We start from the raw sequence: 17,080 nt of genomic DNA, 5'->3' as shown, positions 1-17,080 counted from the left end.
ATCCGCAGGCACGACTCACGAGGTCGTACCTCACAACTAAAAAATGACAACAAATCATGAGGCCAACATGCTTAAACACGCGGTCATTCCGTTTTTAGTCGGCGCAGGCTTGTTAGCCTCCGCACCTTTCGCATCCGCTGCGACTAACCTGGTGTTCTGCTCCGAAGGCAGCCCGGCCGGTTTCGACCCAGGCCAGTACACCACCGGAACCGACTTCGACGCCTCAGCCGAAACCATGTTCAACCGCCTGACCCAGTTCGAGCGCGGCGGCACCGCCGTGATTCCTGGTCTGGCGACCAAGTGGGACATTTCCGATGACGGCCTGACGTACACCTTCCACCTGCGTGAAGGCGTCAAGTTCCACACCACCCCGTATTTCAAGCCGACTCGTGAGTTCAACGCCGACGACGTGCTGTTCACCTTCAATCGCATGATTAACAAGGATGACCCGTTCCGTAAGGCGTACCCGACCGAATTCCCGTACTTCACCGACATGGGGATGGACACCAACATCACCAAGATCGATAAAGTCGACGACCACACCGTCAAGTTCACGTTGAAAGAAGTAGATGCCGCGTTCATCCAGAACATGGCCATGAGCTTCGCCTCGGTGCAGTCCGCCGAGTACGCAGCGCAGCTGCTGAAAGAAGGAAAGGCTGCCGACATCAACCAGAAGCCGATCGGCACTGGTCCGTTCGTGTTCAAGAGCTACCAGAAAGACTCCAACATCCGCTACACCGGGAACAAGGACTACTGGAAGCCGGATGACGTGAAGATCGACAACCTGATCTTCGCCATCACCACCGACCCGTCGGTACGTATTCAGAAGCTGAAAAAGAACGAGTGCCAGGTCACCTTGTTCCCGCGTCCGGCCGACCTGAAAGCGCTGAAAGAAGACAAGACCCTGAAGATGCCTGACCAGGCTGGCTTCAACCTCGGCTACATCGCCTACAACGTGATGGACAAGGTCAAAGGCAGCAACGAGGCCAACCCGCTGGCTGACCTGCGCGTACGCCAGGCGCTGGACATGGCCGTGAACAAGCCGCAGATCATCGACTCGGTTTACCAGGGCGCAGGCCAACTGGCGGTCAACGCCATGCCGCCGACCCAATGGTCTTACGACACCACCATCAAAGATGCCAAGTACGATCCTGAGAAAGCCAAACAGCTGCTCAAGGAAGCAGGCGTCAAGGAAGGTACCGAGATCGTGCTGTGGGCGATGCCGGTGCAGCGTCCGTACAACCCGAACGCCAAACTGATGGCTGAAATGCTCCAGTCCGACTGGGCCAAGATCGGCTTGAAAGTGAAGATCACCAGCTACGAGTGGGGCGAGTACATCAAACGCTCCAAAGGTGGCGAGAACCAGGCCATGATCATTGGCTGGAGCGGTGACAATGGTGATCCGGACAACTGGCTGAACGTGCTGTTCGGCTGCGACTCGCTCAGCGGCAACAACTTCTCCAAGTGGTGCGACAAGAAGTTCGACGGCCTCGTCAAAGAAGCCAAGCGCACGACCGATCAGGGCAAGCGCACCGAACTGTACAAACAGGCGCAACACGTCCTCAAAGATGCAGTCCCGATGACACCTATCGCTCACTCGACGGTGTACCAACCCATGCGCGCCAACGTGCAGGATTTCAAGATCAGCCCATTCGGCTTGAACTCCTTCTACGGCGTCAGCGTCAGCAAATAAGGCACTGCAGCGGCGACGTTTTTGACGTCGCCGTTGTTTTACCTGCCGGGAAGTTAGGAAATTGCCTACAGCCAATTCCACTGCGGATGACCGCGGTGGTATAGGACGCGTCGCCTTTTCCTACGAGCTTTAAGGCATTTACGCATTTACTGCCAGGACCGCGGCCCCTACCGTCGGGTACTGACCAGTGTCTGCGTGGGCCACCCGTTTGCCGTACGTACTGGATTGAGCTCGATGCTGCCCAAACGTCTCCGGATGAGACGATGGCGCATTGAACAACACTAAAAAAGAGGGAGCGTCATGCGCCATACCTTGATTTTTTCCGCATTGCTGAGCGCCGGCCTGTTGGCCGCCTCGTCCGCGACGTTCGCCGCCAGCAAAAGTCTGGTGTTCTGTTCTGAAGGCAGCCCGGCAGGGTTTGATACCGCGCAGTACACGACAGCGACCGATAACGACGCCGCCGAACCGATCTACAACCGACTGGTCGAGTTCGAAAAAGGCGAGACCAATGTCGTTCCGGGTCTGGCAACCACGTGGGATATTTCCGAGGATGGTCTCAAGTACACCTTTCACCTGCGTGAAGGTGTGAAGTTTCATACAACGCCGTACTTCAAGCCGACCCGCGATTTCAACGCCGATGACGTGCTGTTCACGTTTAATCGCATGCTGGATGCACAACAGCCTTTCCGTAAGGCCTATCCCACCGAATTCCCGTATTTCAACGGGATGAGCCTGAACAAGAACATCGCCAAGGTCGAGAAGACCGGGCCGCTGACCGTGGAGTTCACGCTCAACAGCGTCGACGCCGCGTTCATTCAGAACATTGCCATGAGCTTCGCCTCCATTCTGTCCGCCGAATACGCCGACAAATTGCTGGCCGACGGCAAGCCGAGCGACATCAACCAGAAACCGATCGGCACCGGGCCGTTCGTGTTCAAGAGTTATCAGAAAGACTCGAACATTCGTTACACCGGTAATAAACATTATTGGGATCCGAGCCGGGTCAAACTCGACAATCTGATTTTCGCGATCAACACCGACGCCTCGGTACGCGTGCAGAAGCTCAAGGCCGGCGAATGCCAGATTACCCTGCATCCGCGCCCTGCCGATGTTGAAGCGCTGAAGGCCGACCCGAAACTGCAACTGATCTCCAAACCGGGTTTCAACCTCGGCTACATCGCCTACAACGTCCGCCACAAACCCTTCGACCAGCTCGAAGTGCGTCAGGCGCTGGACATGGCGGTGAATAAACAGGGGATTCTCAACGCTGTTTATCAAGGCGCCGGTCAACTGGCCGTCAACGCCATGCCACCGACCCAGTGGTCCTACGACAACACCATCAAAGACGCCGCCTACAACCCGGAAAAAGCCAAAGAGCTGCTCAAGGCTGCCGGCGTCAAGGAAGGCACCGAAATCACCCTGTGGGCGATGCCGGTGCAGCGTCCGTACAACCCGAACGCCAAACTGATGGCCGAAATGCTCCAGGCTGACTGGGCCAAGATCGGTCTGAAAGTAAAAATCGTCAGCTACGAATGGGGCGAGTACATCAAGCGCACCAAAAATGGCGAGCACGACATCAGCCTGATCGGCTGGACCGGTGACAACGGGGATCCGGACAACTGGCTCGGCACGCTGTACAGCTGCGATGCCATCGGCGGCAACAACTATTCCATGTGGTGCGACCCGGCTTACGACAAGCTGATCAAACAGGCCAAGGTCGTCACTGACCGCGACCAGCGCACCATGCTCTACAAACAGGCTCAGCAATTGCTTAAACAACAAGTGCCGATCACGCCTGTCGCCCACTCGACGGTCAACCAACCGTTAAGCGCGAGGATCGAAGGGTTCAAAGTCAGCCCTTTCGGTCGCAACGTGTTCTCGGGTGTCGGTATCGATTAAACCAGACGATTAGCCGCAACGCTGGGGGGCGCTGTCTAGCCCCTCACGCAAGCGCTTTGCCGAAATTCGCCAATCCGGCCTTTTGCAAACGTTTGCGATGTGTGAATGAGTTCTAAACCAATAACCGGCATACCAAAAAAAGCCGGCATAAAAAGAAAGTAAAGGAGCTTCACCCATGAAACTGAGCAGCACCGCGATACTGGCCCTGGCCATCAGCAGCGTCACCGCCACGGCGTACGCCGAAACCCAAAGTCAGGCATTCACCCCGGTGACCGTCAACGAGAAGAGCGCCCAGGCCGAGGCCACCGGTTTCCTCGAAGGTCAATCGATCAGCGGTTCGACCCGCAACTGGTACGCCAACGAGCAACTCAAGCGCGGCGGCAAGTTCGCTTACCGCAAGGATGGCGTATCGACACCAACCGACCGCCGCATCAACTGGGTGCAAGGCACGATCATCAAGTACAACTCGGGTTTCACCGAAGGTACTGTCGGTTTCAGCACCGAAGTGGCGGCTTACAACGCCATCGCTCTTGAGCGTGACCGCGAGAACCTCGCCTCCAACAACGGCGGTGCACCGGGCACCCGTCCAGGCGCAGGCAACAACCGTACGCTGACCAAAGAAGGCGGTGACGCTCAAGGTCAATGGAGCAAAGTGGGCCTGGCCAACATCAAGGCACGTATCTCCAATACCACCCTGACTGCCGGCCGCATGAACTTCAGCAGCCCGCAGGTCGACGTGATCGGCAACCGTCCGCTGCCGTCGAGCTTCGAAGGTATCGCGATCCACAGCGAAGAGCTGAACAACCTCTCTTTCGACCTGGCAACGTTCGACCGCGTCTCGCCTCGTACCGAAGAAAGCCTCAGCAAGTTCCGCTCCGAATACGGCAACATCGACGCCGAAGCTGACCACGTGAACACTGCCGGTATCTCGTACCAGCCGTTTGCCAGCCTGACCACCAGCCTGTGGGGCACCCAGGCTGAAGACCTGTGGAACCAGTACTACTTCGGCGCCACCCACGTACTGGGTGACAGCTCGATCCTCAGCCTGACCACCGGCCTGAACTACTACAAGACTGTCGACGAAGGCAAAAAACTGCTGGGCGACATCGACAATGACACCTACTCGCTGTCGTTCGGCCTGACTCACCTGGCACACACCCTGACCTTCTCGTATCAGGAAGTGAACGGTAACGAGTACTTCGACTACCTGCACGAAACCAACGGTATCTACCTGGCCAACTCCCTGCTCTCGGACTTCAACGGCCCGAACGAGAAGTCCTTCCAGGTTTCCTACGGCATCAACATGGCCGAATACGGTGTACCGGGCCTGAAGTTCAACATCTACCAGGCGCGCGGCTGGGGCATCGACGGCACCCACTACAAAGGTGGCGGCTACGACGGTGTGCAATCGATGGACGGCGAGCACCACTATGAATACGGCATCGGTGCAACCTATGCCGTACAGAGCGGGCCACTCAAAGCCACCACGATTCGCGGTACTTACACCGCTCACCGTGCCAGCGAAAACCAGGCTGACGGCAGCATCAACGAGTTCCGTCTCGTGACCACGATTCCATTCAACATCCTGTAAAAAACGCCAACCGACGGCTGACTCATGATGAGTTGGCCGTTCGGTTTTTGTCTTCAACCGATTGCAGAGGGTTATCGATGAAAATGCTTCCCCTACGTGCAGCCATCGCGGCTGCGTTGCTGAGTGTCGCTGTTGGCGTCTCGGCCAAACCCTTGGTGGTCTGCACCGAAGCCAGCCCGGAAGGCTTCGACATGGTCCAGTACACAACTGCAGTCACGGCGGACGCTGTGGCCGAAACCATCTTCAACCGCCTGGTGGACTTCAAGCCTGGCACGACGGAAATCGTTCCGGCCCTGGCAGACACCTGGGAAATCAGTGAAGACGGCCTGACGTACACGTTCCACCTGCGCCAAGGCGTCAAGTTTCATACCACCGAATACTTCAAGCCGACCCGCGACATGAACGCCGACGACGTGCTTTGGAGCTTCCAGCGTCAGCTGGACCCGAATCACCCGTGGCACAAACTGTCGAGCGTGGGCTTCCCCTACTTTGAAAGCATGGGCTTCAAAGAACTGCTGAAAAACGTAGAAAAAGTCGACGACTACACGGTCAAGTTCACCCTGACCCGCCGCGAAGCGCCGTTCCTGGCTGACGTCGCGATGCCATTCACCGCCATCTACTCCGCCGAGTACGCCGATCAATTGCTCAAGGCCAACAAGACCGGCGACCTGAACAACAAGCCGGTCGGCACCGGCCCGTTCATCTTCCAGCGCTACGCCAAGGATGCGCAGGTGCGCTTCAAGGCGAATCCGGAGTACTTCCGTGGCAAGCCACCGGCCGATGCGTTGATCCTGGCGATCGCCACCGACAACAACGTGCGCCTGCAGAAGCTCAAGGCCAACGAGTGCCAGATCGCGCTGTATCCGAAACCGGATGACATCCCGAGCATCAAGAAAGACGCCAAGCTCAAGGTTGATGAACTGAATGCGATGACCGTTTCGTACATCGCCATGAACACCCAGCACAAATACATGAGCGACGTGCGCGTGCGTAAGGCGATCGATATCGCCTTCGACAAAGCCGCTTACGTCAACGCGCTGTTTGGCCCGGGCAATGCAACCGTTGCGGTCAACCCGTACCCGGACACGCTGCTGGGCTACAACCACGACCTGAAGAACCCGCCACGCGACCTCGACAAGGCCCGCGCCCTGCTTAAGGAAGCCGGGGTTCCGGAAGGCACCGTGTTTACCCTGTTTACCCGTAACGGCGGCGGCCCGACCAACCCCAACCCGATGCTCGGCGCACAAATGATGCAGGCTGACCTGGCGAAAGTCGGGATCAAGATCGACATCCGCGTGATGGAATGGGGCGAAATGCTCAAACGCGCCAAGGCCGGCGAACACGATATGGTCTCGGCCGGATGGGCGGGCGACAACGGCGACCCGGATAACTTCCTGACGCCTATGCTCAGTTGCGAAGCTGCCAAGAACGGCGAAAACTACGCGCGTTGGTGCAACGAGAAATTCCAGGCACTGCTCGACGAAGCACGGGCTAAAGTAGATCCGGCCGAACGCGCGAAACTCTATGAGCAGGCTCAGGTCCTGTTTAATCAGGATCAACCGTGGATCAGCATGGCCCACACCCGGATGTTTACTGCAATGCGCAACAACGTAGAGGGCTATCACATCAGCCCTCTCACCACTAATAACTTCGCCACCACCCAGGTGAAGTAGATAAGAAACTCCCGGTGTTCCTGAACCCAGGGACACCGGGCACGCCTAACCGGCTGATGAGGTACCACACAAGATGTTTAGTTTTATTGCCCGCCGACTGGGGTTGTTGATCCCCACGTTTTTCGGCATCACCTTGCTGACTTTCGCGTTGATTCGCATGATTCCGGGCGACCCCGTGGAAGTGATGATGGGCGAACGTCGGGTCGACCCCGAAATGCACGCTCAGGCAATGGAACGCCTAGGTCTGAACAAGCCACTGTATGCCCAGTATCTGGACTACATCGGCAAACTGGCCCACGGCGATCTCGGCGAATCCCTGCGTACGCGTGAGAGCGTATGGACCGAGTTCACCTCCCTCTTCCCGGCGACCCTGGAACTGTCCATGGCCGCCCTGCTGTTCGCCGGCATCCTGGGCCTTCTGGCCGGGGTGATCGCGGCACTCAAGCGAGGATCCCTGTTCGACCACGGGGTGATGGGCATTTCCCTCGCGGGGTATTCGATGCCGATCTTCTGGTGGGGCCTGATCCTGATCATGTTCTTCTCGGTGAGCCTGGGCTGGACCCCGGTTTCCGGACGGATCGACCTGCTCTACGACATCGAGCCGCGCACCGGTTTCATGCTGATCGACACGCTGCTGGCCGATGACGTCGGGGCGTTCTTCGATGCACTGCATCACCTGATCCTGCCGGCCATCGTGCTCGGCACCATTCCGCTGGCGGTGATCGCGCGGATGACCCGCTCGTCGATGCTCGAAGTGCTGCGTGAAGACTACATCCGCACCGCCAAGGCCAAAGGCCTGTCGCCGTCGCGCGTGGTGTTCGTGCACGGTCTGCGTAACGCGCTGATTCCGGTACTCACCGTGGTCGGCCTGCAAGTCGGCACCCTGCTGGCCGGTGCAGTCCTGACCGAAACCATCTTCTCCTGGCCCGGCATCGGTAAATGGCTGATCGAAGCCATCGGCGCCCGGGACTATCCGGTTGTGCAAAACGGCATCCTGTTAATCGCCTGCCTGGTGATTCTGGTCAACTTCGTAGTGGACATCCTCTACGGCTTTGCCAACCCACGCATCCGTCATCAGCGCTGAGGTCAATAACCATGAGCACTCCAACATCCTCAGTAGCCACCGCCGCCAACGCGGATCAAAGCCTGCTGTACCCGTCACCGTACAAAGAATTCTGGCAAGCCTTCTCCAAGAACAAAGGCGCGGTTGCCGGCCTGCTCTTCATGTTGCTGGTGATTTTCTGCGCGCTGTTCGCGCCGTGGGTCGCGCCGCATAACCCGAGCGAGCAATACCGCGACTTCCTGCTGACGCCACCGGCGTGGCTGGAAGGCGGGCAGATGCAGTTCCTGCTCGGCACCGATGAACTCGGTCGCGACCTGCTGTCGCGTCTGATCCAGGGTTCGCGCCTGTCGCTGCTGATCGGTTTGTCGTCGGTCGTCATGTCGCTGATTCCGGGGATCCTGCTCGGTCTGTTCGCCGGTTTCTTTCCGAAGATGATCGGCCCGACCATAATGCGTCTGATGGACATCATGCTGGCCCTGCCGTCGCTGCTGCTGGCAGTGGCGATTGTCGCCATCCTCGGCCCTGGCCTGATCAACACCGTGATCGCCATTGCTGTGGTCTCGCTGCCGTCCTACGTGCGTCTGACCCGCGCTGCAGTGATGGGCGAACTGAACCGCGACTACGTGACCGCCGCGCGCCTGGCCGGTGCCGGTCTGCCACGTCTGATGTTCATCACCGTGCTGCCGAACTGCATGGCGCCGCTGATCGTTCAGGCGACTCTGAGCTTCTCCTCGGCAATTCTCGATGCCGCCGCACTGGGCTTCCTCGGCCTTGGCGTACAACCGCCAACCCCTGAGTGGGGCACCATGCTGGCCTCGGCCCGCGACTACATCGAACGCGCCTGGTGGGTAGTGAGCCTGCCTGGTTTGACCATTTTGCTCAGCGTGCTGGCAATCAACTTGATGGGCGACGGTCTGCGCGATGCGCTGGACCCGAAACTCAAGAACGCCGCCTGAGGAGATTCCCATGTCACTGCTAGAAATCAAGAATCTCAACGTTCGCTTCGGCGACAAGACCGCGACCCCGGTGGTCGACGGCCTCGACCTGAAAGTCGACAAAGGCGAAGTACTGGCCATCGTTGGCGAGTCGGGTTCGGGCAAATCCGTGACCATGATGGCGCTGATGGGCCTGATCGAGCACCCCGGCATCGTCACCGCCGACTCGCTCAGCTTTGACGGCAAAGACATGCTCAAGCTGAGCAACCGTCAGCGTCGGCAGATCGTCGGCAAAGACCTGTCGATGGTCTTTCAGGACCCGATGACCGCACTGAACCCGAGCTACACCGTCGGTTTCCAGATCGAAGAAGTGCTGCGTCTGCACCTGAAAATGTCCGGCAAGCAAGCGCGCAAACGTGCGATCGAACTGCTGGAAAAAGTAGAAATCCCGGGCGCCGCGAGCCGTATGGACGCCTACCCGCACCAACTCTCCGGCGGTATGAGCCAGCGTGTTGCGATCGCCATGGCGATTGCCGGCGAGCCGAAACTGCTGATCGCCGACGAACCGACCACTGCACTGGACGTGACGATTCAGGCACAGATCATGGATCTGCTGCTGGCGTTGCAGAAAGAACAGAACATGGGCCTGGTGCTGATCACTCACGACCTCGCGGTCGTGGCTGAAACTGCCCAGCGCGTCTGTGTGATGTACGCAGGGCAAGCCGTTGAAGTCGGTCAGGTGCCGCAACTGTTCGACATCCCGGCGCACCCGTACAGCGAAGCACTGCTCAAGGCGATTCCCGAGCACAGCCTCGGCGCCGCACGTCTGTCGACCCTGCCGGGCATCGTCCCGGGCCGCTACGACCGTCCGCAGGGTTGCCTGCTGTCGCCGCGCTGCCCGTACGTGCAGGACAGCTGCCGCGCGCAGCGTCCAGGCCTTGATCCAAAAGCCCACAGCCTCGCCCGCTGCTTCTTCCCGCTGAACCAGGAGGTGGCGTAATGGCCGTCGTACTTACCGCCCGCGACCTGACCCGTCACTACGAAGTGTCCCGTGGCCTGTTCAAGGGCCACGCGACTGTACGCGCACTCAACGGTGTGTCGTTCGAACTGGAAGCCGGCAAGACCCTCGCCGTAGTAGGCGAGTCGGGCTGCGGCAAATCCACCCTCGCTCGCGCATTGACGCTGATTGAAGACCCGTCGTCCGGCTCGCTGAAAATTGCCGGCCAGGAAGTCGCCGGCGCCGACAAGGCGCAACGCAAGCAACTGCGCAAAGACGTGCAGATGGTCTTTCAGAGCCCGTACGCGTCGTTGAATCCACGGCAGAAAGTCGGTGACCAGCTCGGCGAGCCGCTGCTGATCAACACCAACCTGAGCGCTGCCGAACGTCGCGAGAAAGTCCAGGCGATGATGAAGCAGGTCGGCTTGCGTCCTGAGCATTATCAGCGTTACCCGCACATGTTCTCCGGCGGTCAGCGTCAGCGTATCGCCCTGGCTCGCGCCATGATGCTGCAACCGAAAGTGCTGGTGGCGGATGAACCGACCTCGGCACTGGACGTGTCGATTCAGGCGCAGGTACTCAACCTGTTCATGGATCTGCAGCAGGAGTTCAACACCGCTTACGTGTTCATCTCGCACAACCTTGCGGTGGTGCAACACGTGGCCGATGACGTGATGGTGATGTACCTCGGTCGCCCGGTGGAACTGGGCCCGAAGAACGACATCTACGAGCGTCCGCTGCACCCGTACACCCAGGCGCTGCTGTCGGCGACCCCGACCATTCACCCGGACCCGAACAAGCCGAAAATCAAGATCGTCGGCGAACTGCCCAACCCGCTGAACCCGCCACCGGGCTGCGCTTTCCACAAGCGCTGCCCGTATGCGACCGAGCGGTGCAGCAGCGAAGAGCCGGTGTTGCGCCAGCTCGACAGCCGGCAGGTGGCTTGCCACTACGCCGAGCAGTTCCTTGATGGCGCGGCATAAGCAAATCTGGAGAGCGATACAAAACCTGTAGGAGCTGTCGAGTGAAACGAGGCTGCGATCTTTTGATTGTCAGAATCAAAATCAAAAGATCGCAGCGTGCCGCAGCTCCTACAGGGATCGTGTTTATTCAGGGATAAAGTGTTGAGCAAACCCCTTCCACCTCGATTGCGCATCAGTCGAGGCAGAAGGGGTTTTCTTTTGCCTGCGATTTACGTCTGGCTATCGCCTTCGTCGTCCGGATCATCAGTGTCCGGCTCATCGGTGGTCGAGTCGTCATCATCGGCGCTGCCACCCTGCCCCTGATCGCCCGGCTCGGACTCGGACTTGGCGAGCATCAAACCGCCATGCCCCACCTGCCCGTTGAACGCCTGAGAATCGTGATCCTCGCACTCGGCCCAGGCCGTCGCGGTGCCAAGGGACAGCATGACCATCACTTTCAATAGCAATAAAACCCGTAGCAACCTGCTTTTCATAGCCGACTCCATCCATTTTCAGGTGAGACATTCGTGCCTGACTGGCGCTGTGTGAAATCTAGTTCCGATCCATCGGGTTCACCAGATAGGACGCCAACGGGCAGGCAGAAATGCCCTTCGCCGACAGACGGGTTTCGAATAATTTCTATCGCTGGATCAGCTAAGCGGGCGGGTCGCTTGCCACGTCAAGGGAATCGACATCAGCACCAGCACGGTGCTGGCCAACCACACGCTGTGGCCACCGAAGTTGCCATACAACTGACCGCTGAGCACCGGCGACAACAACGCACTGGCGCTCCAGCTCATAAAGAACAGGCCAAAGTACTGACCGCTTTTGCCACTCTGGGCAAATTGCATCGCCAGCACATTCAGTGGCGGCATGAACAACGCCTCACCCAAGGTCCAGATCAGCGTCGACAGGCAGACAAACGCCAGCCCGGAACCGAATGGCAACATGCCCAGCCCGCACGCCAGCAGTAAACTGCCGGCCAGCATTTGCCGCCGCGTGCCCCAACGCTCGCCCCAGTGCGACAGCGGAATCTGCAGGGCGATCACCAGCAACGCATTGAGCCCGAACTGCCAGCCGATCGCTTCCGTGCTCAACTGGTAATAATCACGCAGATAGTTGCCCAGCGTGCTGTAGACCGTATCGAACGCGATGCCGAGCACGGCCGTCGCCGCGAGCAACCACAGGAAGGGTTTATCGCGATACGGCACCCTGGAACCTGCATCATCCGTGGACTTTTCGTCATTGATCAGCACCGGTCGACGCCACGTAGTGCGGACAAACCACAGTAACGCCAGCAACGTCATCGCCGCACTGCCGAAAAATACCCAGCGAAAATCGGTCTGCGCCAACACCCCGCCCGCCACACCGGCGGCGGCCATCCCAAGGTTGCGCGCAACCCGACTCAACGCCTGCGCACGCGAGCGCTGCGTCACCTCGCAATACTCCATGATCAACCGCTGATGCAGCGTGCGAATAGCGCCATCGATGGTTCCGCTGAGCAACAGCAATGCAGCGAGCAACGGCACCTGCGTCACCAGCCCCAGCAGTATCAGCACCCACACCGAAATAAAGAACAACGCCGCCGTCAGCCGCGCCGTGCGCACATGATCACTGAGCCAGCCACCGAGCATCGAACCGACCAGCAACCCCGCGCCATACGCCGAGAGCAACCAGCCAACCGTCTCGATCGCCAGCCCTAGTTCCTGACGCAGGTACAACGCCATGAACAGCTTGACCATGCTGCTCAGGCGATTGATGAACAACAGCGCCGCAAGCACCCAGGCCATTACGCTGAAATAGCCGTTCAGTCGTAGCAAGTGAGTCAGGCGACTCGTCATTCCATTGACCTCTCAAAGCGACTTGCGTGGAGCTGGAACACTAACGGCCAGCACGCGGGTTGTCGCGTTCGAGAATATCGAAACCACAAAAAACCGAGTCGTCCTACAGCCATTGCGCGCGATAAAACCGTGCCGAAGATCAAAAGCCCCTCACCCTAGCCCTCCCGAAACGTCGGACCGCCCGTAGGGAGAGGGGACTGACCGAGGTGATTGCGAGAGATACGCCGAGGTGCAATACCGAGTTGAACTCAGATTCTGAAGCAGATCAAAAGCCCCTCACCCTAGCCCTCTCCCGGAGGGAGAGGGGACTGACCGCGTGGACTGGAAGTAATACGCCGACTTGGGATACCGAGTTCAACGAAAATCTTGAAAAGACCACAAATCGGCCCCCTCTCCCTCGGGAGAGGGCTGGGCGGGCGGCGTTCCGATGAGGGGCGAATCCACCACAAAAATAACGCCGAACACCCGCTCTTCACCACTCAATAGGCCGAGTGTCAGCTCGCCTGCTCTTGATCTTGATCCACGGGCGACTTCGGAAGGCTGAGTGGAGGGATTGATCCGGGCGTGGGAGCGCAGCGACCGTTTGGCGAAGCCAAACACAGCGGGAGTAGGTGCAGCGAAGCAAACCGGAGACGCTGCGCCCGGATCGATCCCGGAGCGAAGGAACCCCGAGCCCCAGCGAGCGGGCCGCACGCAGGAGCAAGCGTTTTTTTGCTTACTTTTTTTAGGCGCTTCGGTACGTGTCAAGGTACCTGTCGCCTTGGTCCTACAACTGCTAGCCCATTACGCCCTTAATTTCAGGGCGTTCTGGGTTTAAATAAACTGCGTCTGCCAGTTTCCAGTTTCGTGTTCGAGTACTCCAGCGGCTTGGATTAGCTTCCCTGGCATCCTCATAAAGCTCTGTTCTAGCTTGTAATAGGGCGGTTGCTTTGCCCTCGTGCCGTTGGTTTGGCGTGACGTATTTCAAGGCGCTGTGGCGGTGATCTTCGTTGTACCACTCGATGAACGTCTGCACCCAAAGCCTTGCATCAGTGACCGTATCAAATGGTTGATCGGGCCAAAGCGGGCAGTACTTTGCAGTGCGAAAAAGTGCTTCGGCGTAAGCGTTGTCATTGCTCACTCTTGGCCGGCTAAAAGAAGGTTCTACACCCAGCGCGACCATGCTTTCACGCAACAAAGAACCTCTCATCACGTGTCCATTATCTGAGTGCAACACCAGCGGACGACCTGCAGTATGTTCCCGTAAACATCCCTTTGTGAGCAGTTCACAGGCGTGTTCGGCGCTCTCCACCTCGTGGACTTCATTGGCGACCAGTTTGCGGCTGTAGACGTCCTTGACCATGTACCAGTAGAAAAAACGGCCCTTCACTGTGCTCGGCAACCAGGTGATGTCCCAGCACCACACCTGATTGGGGCCATCAGCGCGATGCGTCGTCAGTACTCTGCGTTTTGGGGCTTTGGCCCGGCCGCGACGGACGTTTTGATTGACGGCTTTCAACACACGATAAAACGTCGACTCCGAAGCCAGATAAATGCCTTCATCGGCCAGCTTAGGCACGATTTGGTGTGGGGTCAGGCTGGCGTAGCCAGCCTGATTGGCAGCATCCAGCACCGCTTGACGCTCCGTATCACTGAGCTTGTTAGCCGGAGCTGCACGTTGAGCCAACTGTCGTCCGTCACACGACGAGTGTTGCCAGCGTTGAACTGTGCGCAGGCTCAGACCCAGTTCATTGCAAGCGCGGTATCGACGAGCGCCATTCAGCACTGCGTCGGCAATCAACTTCATGGCTTGCGTACGATCAGAGGCGTTGATCAGTCTTCCTTGTCCTTGCCCCAGATCGCATTGGCTTTTTTTCTGAGCTCCAGCAACGCCACCGCCTCTGCACGACTGGCATCAGACTGAATCAGTTGGCGCTCAAGTATTTTGATGCGCCGTTGCTCGGCCGTTTTTGAAGTTCGAGAGGAGAGATCAACAACGGGATTAGCGTTTTGGCATGCCACTCGCCACTGTTGGATTTGCTCAGGGTAAATGCCTTTGATTCGGCAATATTGAGAGATCTCGACCTCGCTCAACGGCGCGGTTTCCATGACGGCATTGAATTTATCGGCGCTAGACCATTGGTCACTGGTCTTGCCGTTTCCCGGAACAATTAAGCCTTTGTCTCTAGCCATTTGTCTCCAGTTTCGCAGTGACTGTGGCGTGAGATTGAGTGCAGAGGCAAGTTCCGCCACTGATCGATTGAGTGGCGGCATCATTTGCAGAACGACCCAATCTTTGAAGTCGTTGTCGTAGCGTTTGCCCATTTTGGACATGGTTATGCACCTTCGCCCTCTTGAGTAGTTGAGTCAATCAACAAGGGCGACAGGTAGCCTGACACGGAGGGGCTTGTAAAAAAAGTGAGTCGCCGTAAGGGCGAAACCGTAATCAGCAACACCCGCAGAAACGGATATCCCCCCAAAACCAACCAAACAAAAAAAGCCCCCTAGGCATACACCTAGGAGGCTTCGAACAAACCAACTAAAAGCTTAGTGATGCTCACGCGTCGCCCGGAATTTCACATCCGGCCAACGCTCCTCCATCAACGCCAGATTAACCCGCGTCGGCGCAAGGTAAGTCAGGTGCCCCCCGCCATCGACCGCCAGGTTCTCCACAGCCTTGTTGGAAAACTCCTCAAGCTTCTTCTTGTCACTGCACTCAATCCAGCGCGCGGAATACACAGTAATCGGCTCATACGAGCACTCAACCTTGTATTCCTCTTTCAAACGGCTAGCGACCACATCGAACTGCAGCACACCCACGGCGCCCAGAATGATGTCGTTGCTGCGCTCCGGGAAAAACACCTGCGTCGCGCCCTCTTCAGCCAGTTGCTGCAGACCCTGACGCAACTGCTTGGACTTCAACGGATCGCGCAGACGCACACGACGGAACAGCTCCGGCGCAAAGTGCGGAATACCGGTAAACCCGAGGGTTTCACCTTCACTGAAGGTGTCGCCGATCTGGATGGTGCCGTGGTTGTGCAAACCGATGATGTCGCCAGCAAAGGCTTCTTCCAGTTGCTCACGCTCGGAGGAGAAGAACGTCAAGGCGTCGCCGATGCGCACGTCCTTGCCGGTGCGCACGTGGCGCATCTTCATGCCTTTTTCGTACTTGCCGGAGCAGATACGCATGAAAGCGATACGGTCGCGGTGTTTCGGGTCCATGTTCGCCTGGATCTTGAAGATGAAGCCCGAGAACTTCTCTTCCACCGGCTCAACGGTACGCTCGTTGGCCACACGGGCCAGCGGACGCGGCGCCCAATCAACGACGGCGTCCAAAACGTGGTCAACACCGAAGTTGCCCAGTGCAGTACCGAAGAACACCGGAGTCAACTGACCGTCGAGGAATTCCTGCTGGTTGAATTCGTGGCAGGCGCCCTGAACCAGTTCCAGCTGCTCGATGAAACGCTCGTACTCGTCGCCCAGATGCGCGCGGGCTTCGTCGGAATCGAGCTTCTCGATGATCTTGGTTTCGGTGCGTTCGTGACCGTGACCGGCGGTGTAGACAATGATGTAGTCATCCGCCAGGTGGTACACGCCCTTGAAGTCGCGGTAGCAACCGATCGGCCAGGTGATCGGCGCGGCCTTGATCTTCAGAACGGCTTCGATTTCGTCGAGCAGTTCGATCGGGTCGCGGATGTCACGGTCGAGTTTGTTGATGAAGCTGACGATCGGCGTGTCACGCAGACGGCAGACATCCATCAGCGCAATGGTCCGTGGCTCGACACCTTTACCGCCGTCGAGAACCATCAATGCCGAGTCCACCGCGGTCAGGGTGCGGTAAGTATCTTCGGAGAAGTCTTCGTGGCCCGGGGTGTCGAGCAGGTTGATCATGTGTTCGCGATACGGGAACTGCATGACCGACGTGGTAATGGAAATACCCCGTTGCTTCTCCATCTCCATCCAGTCGGATGTCGCATGGCGATCGGATTTACGGGATTTCACCGTACCGGCCACTGCAATCGCCTTGCCCATCAACAGGAGCTTTTCGGTGATCGTGGTTTTACCGGCATCGGGGTGGGAAATAATGGCGAAAGTGCGGCGTTTCGCGACTTCGGCGGCCTGGTTGGTCATGGGAAATCGCCTGGCGGTGATTCAAAAAAGGGCCGCGATTATAGCCCAACTCGATGCAATAACCGAACCGTTGAGCACATTAAGGGTGGCCAAATGCTGCCGCAGATGGGAACCTTTTAAAGCCCGGAGACGTCCATCCCCTGTTACGAATTTTCGTCAGGGGCTGAAAAATCAGCAAGTTAGCCTGACGAGGCTGCGCTCATGGCTCGCTTTCAGACCGCTTTATCGGCTTTGAAAAACGGCTACTTTTCGCGAACGACTATCCCGGCAGCCATGTATGGCATGCCACACGGGACTGCGCTCGCCGACTACAAAA

General features: G+C 58.1%; 12 protein-coding genes. 8 read left to right on the top strand and 4 right to left on the bottom strand.

Annotation, left to right across the window (positions count from 1 at the left end):
* Positions 1 to 67: 67 nt before the first annotated feature.
* The 8 genes from RMV17_RS04185 to RMV17_RS04150 all read left to right on the top strand — a co-directional run bounded on the left by RMV17_RS04185 (position 68) and on the right by RMV17_RS04150 (position 10,834).
* Complete coding sequence (locus RMV17_RS04185; RefSeq protein WP_016985410.1) at positions 68 to 1,693, top strand: ABC transporter substrate-binding protein; 1,626 nt, start codon at positions 68 to 70, stop codon at positions 1,691 to 1,693.
* 300 nt (positions 1,694 to 1,993) lie between these two features.
* Positions 1,994 to 3,592 (top strand): ABC transporter substrate-binding protein, encoded by a 1,599-nt coding sequence (locus RMV17_RS04180; protein ID WP_311885852.1) that lies wholly within the window; start codon positions 1,994 to 1,996, stop codon positions 3,590 to 3,592.
* Positions 3,593 to 3,767: 175 nt separating this feature from the next.
* Entirely contained in the window at positions 3,768 to 5,183 is a 1,416-nt protein-coding gene (locus RMV17_RS04175; protein WP_034154449.1) for an OprD family porin, read from the top strand.
* Positions 5,184 to 5,260: 77 nt separating this feature from the next.
* Entirely contained in the window at positions 5,261 to 6,856 is a 1,596-nt protein-coding gene (locus RMV17_RS04170) for an ABC transporter substrate-binding protein (RefSeq protein WP_034154448.1), read from the top strand.
* Positions 6,857 to 6,929: 73 nt separating this feature from the next.
* On the top strand, positions 6,930 to 7,940 hold the full coding sequence (locus RMV17_RS04165; protein WP_008085273.1) for an ABC transporter permease subunit: 1,011 nt from the start codon (positions 6,930 to 6,932) through the stop codon (positions 7,938 to 7,940).
* 11 nt (positions 7,941 to 7,951) lie between these two features.
* Positions 7,952 to 8,875, top strand: a complete 924-nt coding sequence (locus RMV17_RS04160) for an ABC transporter permease subunit (RefSeq protein WP_034154447.1) — start codon at positions 7,952 to 7,954, stop codon at positions 8,873 to 8,875.
* 10 nt (positions 8,876 to 8,885) lie between these two features.
* On the top strand, positions 8,886 to 9,854 hold the full coding sequence (locus RMV17_RS04155; protein WP_008085268.1) for an ABC transporter ATP-binding protein: 969 nt from the start codon (positions 8,886 to 8,888) through the stop codon (positions 9,852 to 9,854).
* The gene (locus RMV17_RS04150; RefSeq protein WP_311885851.1) at positions 9,854 to 10,834 is read left to right on the top strand and encodes a peptide ABC transporter ATP-binding protein; all 981 of its coding nucleotides are present in this window, start codon (positions 9,854 to 9,856) and stop codon (positions 10,832 to 10,834) included. Before RMV17_RS04155 ends, RMV17_RS04150 begins: the two co-directional genes overlap by 1 nt.
* 209 nt (positions 10,835 to 11,043) lie before the next feature.
* Here the strand turns inward: RMV17_RS04150 and RMV17_RS04145 are convergent, their stop codons facing one another.
* The 4 genes from RMV17_RS04145 to RMV17_RS04130 all read right to left on the bottom strand — a co-directional run bounded on the left by RMV17_RS04145 (position 11,044) and on the right by RMV17_RS04130 (position 16,764).
* Positions 11,044 to 11,307: a hypothetical protein gene (locus RMV17_RS04145; RefSeq protein WP_311885850.1), complete on the bottom strand. Its 264-nt coding sequence runs from the start codon at positions 11,305 to 11,307 to the stop codon at positions 11,044 to 11,046.
* Positions 11,308 to 11,463: 156 nt separating this feature from the next.
* Positions 11,464 to 12,654 (bottom strand): MFS transporter, encoded by a 1,191-nt coding sequence (locus RMV17_RS04140; protein ID WP_311885849.1) that lies wholly within the window; start codon positions 12,652 to 12,654, stop codon positions 11,464 to 11,466.
* 775 nt (positions 12,655 to 13,429) lie between these two features.
* A protein-coding gene (locus RMV17_RS04135) for an IS3 family transposase (RefSeq protein WP_311887015.1) occupies positions 13,430 to 14,958 on the bottom strand; the annotation gives its coding sequence in 2 pieces (ribosomal slippage) (positions 13,430 to 14,517 and positions 14,517 to 14,958; 1,530 coding nt in all).
* A 222-nt stretch (positions 14,959 to 15,180) separates the two neighbouring features.
* The gene (locus RMV17_RS04130) at positions 15,181 to 16,764 is read right to left on the bottom strand and encodes a peptide chain release factor 3 (protein WP_007915312.1); all 1,584 of its coding nucleotides are present in this window, start codon (positions 16,762 to 16,764) and stop codon (positions 15,181 to 15,183) included.
* Positions 16,765 to 17,080 lie beyond the last annotated feature (316 nt).

This window comes from Pseudomonas sp. VD-NE ins (assembly GCF_031882575.1).
Taxonomy (GTDB): domain Bacteria; phylum Pseudomonadota; class Gammaproteobacteria; order Pseudomonadales; family Pseudomonadaceae; genus Aquipseudomonas; species Aquipseudomonas fluorescens_BZ.
This window is presented reverse-complemented; position numbering and strand designations above follow the sequence as displayed.

Bases quoted from the DNA above. Each gene is read 5' to 3' on its own strand.
- RMV17_RS04185 (WP_016985410.1), top strand. From the start codon at position 68: ATGCTTAAACACGCGGTCATTCCGTTTTTAGTCGGCGCAGGCTTGTTA.
- RMV17_RS04180 (WP_311885852.1), top strand. From the start codon at position 1,994: ATGCGCCATACCTTGATTTTTTCCGCATTGCTGAGCGCCGGCCTGTTG.
- RMV17_RS04175 (WP_034154449.1), top strand. From the start codon at position 3,768: ATGAAACTGAGCAGCACCGCGATACTGGCCCTGGCCATCAGCAGCGTC.
- RMV17_RS04170 (WP_034154448.1), top strand. From the start codon at position 5,261: ATGAAAATGCTTCCCCTACGTGCAGCCATCGCGGCTGCGTTGCTGAGT.
- RMV17_RS04165 (WP_008085273.1), top strand. From the start codon at position 6,930: ATGTTTAGTTTTATTGCCCGCCGACTGGGGTTGTTGATCCCCACGTTT.
- RMV17_RS04160 (WP_034154447.1), top strand. From the start codon at position 7,952: ATGAGCACTCCAACATCCTCAGTAGCCACCGCCGCCAACGCGGATCAA.
- RMV17_RS04155 (WP_008085268.1), top strand. From the start codon at position 8,886: ATGTCACTGCTAGAAATCAAGAATCTCAACGTTCGCTTCGGCGACAAG.
- RMV17_RS04150 (WP_311885851.1), top strand. From the start codon at position 9,854: ATGGCCGTCGTACTTACCGCCCGCGACCTGACCCGTCACTACGAAGTG.
- RMV17_RS04145 (WP_311885850.1), bottom strand. From the start codon at position 11,307: ATGAAAAGCAGGTTGCTACGGGTTTTATTGCTATTGAAAGTGATGGTC.
- RMV17_RS04140 (WP_311885849.1), bottom strand. From the start codon at position 12,654: ATGACGAGTCGCCTGACTCACTTGCTACGACTGAACGGCTATTTCAGC.
- RMV17_RS04130 (WP_007915312.1), bottom strand. From the start codon at position 16,764: ATGACCAACCAGGCCGCCGAAGTCGCGAAACGCCGCACTTTCGCCATT.